The sequence below is a fragment of the Nitratidesulfovibrio liaohensis genome, assembly GCF_011682075.1.
Taxonomy (GTDB): Bacteria; Desulfobacterota; Desulfovibrionia; order Desulfovibrionales; family Desulfovibrionaceae; genus Cupidesulfovibrio; species Cupidesulfovibrio liaohensis.
In genome coordinates this window covers 1-1034 of record NZ_VSMK01000626.1, presented here as the reverse complement: position 1 = coordinate 1034, position 1034 = coordinate 1, and the positions used below count along the sequence as shown (strand labels likewise).

Here is a 1034-nt window from a genome sequence, read left to right as displayed (position 1 = left end):
GCGGGGTCGGGCGGGTGCCGGGCGGAATCTGCCAGGCCCGGCGCGGGGCCTAGTACGCCCTGGCGTGGGCCGTGGCGGCCATGGGGCGGCCCGCCTGGGTTTCCTGTTCCATCTGGCAGTGCACGCACAGTCGGGTGGTGGGGCGGGCCAGCAGGCGGGGCAGGGGAATGTCGTCGCCGCAGGCGTCGCATACGCCGTAGTCCCGGCTGTCCATGGCGCGCAGCACGCCTTCGATTTCGCGGATGCGCCGCCCGGCGCGGTCCAGAAGGGTCATGCTGAGGGCCAGCTCGCTGACGCGCGAGGCGAATTCGTTTTCGTCGGCGCAGGCTTCCACCCCGCCCTCCACCAGCAGCTGGCGGCGCAGGTGGGTCAGTTCGGCTTCGAGGCGGCGGCGGATTTCGGCGTGGTGACGGTCGGTCATGGCGCGTTCCTTCCGTGGCGCGGTGCCGGTCATGCGGACCGCGCGGGCTGCGGGGCATCCTGTTGGCCAGTGGGCCAGTCGGCCAATCAGCCAATCAGCCAATCAGGTGGACGTCCCCGGTTTCCGGACACTGCCCCTTCTGCCCCACCGGCGGCATTGCTGCGCGACGGCGCGGCGACGGGCCGCCGACAATCGGGTGACGTCCGCGCCGTCCATCCTTCGTCCTGCTCTCCTTCACGTAATGTTCACCGACCGGTCATGGCTTCTCCACGCGGTGCGCCTATCCATGCATGCGACAGGACTCCATTTCGCGGAACAGGCACGCCGCCGCCACGGGACGGAAACCGCCCGCCGCCTGCCGCCGTCAGCCATGGCGGACGCGCACGGCGCGGCCCGGTGCCCTCCGCGCCACCAGTCTCCGGCCAGTTGGCCGCCCAGGAGGACGCATGGACATGCTCCGCCCCCGCACCCCCGCCGATTCCGCCCCACATCACCATATGATGGACACATCGCCGGACCTGGTGGCCGGGCTGGCTTCCGCCCCGGCTCCGGCGCATCCGGGGCATCCGGCGCATCCCCGTTCGCTGGTGCCCGCCGCGGCCCGTCGCATTCC

Annotated in this window: 1 protein-coding gene; it reads right to left on the bottom strand. The window is 72.0% G+C overall.

The window, feature by feature from the left end; translation table 11 throughout:
• Positions 1-49: 49 nt before the first annotated feature.
• Positions 50-421 carry a TraR/DksA family transcriptional regulator gene (locus FVW27_RS16845; protein ID WP_167127367.1) on the bottom strand — a complete coding sequence of 124 codons (372 nt, stop codon included), beginning with the start codon at positions 419-421 and terminating at the stop codon, positions 50-52.
• Positions 422-1034: the final 613 nt, after the last annotated feature.

Coding starts and splice junctions, on each gene's coding strand:
- FVW27_RS16845 (WP_167127367.1), bottom strand. CDS start 421: ATGACCGACCGTCACCACGCCGAAATCCGCCGCCGCCTCGAAGCCGAA.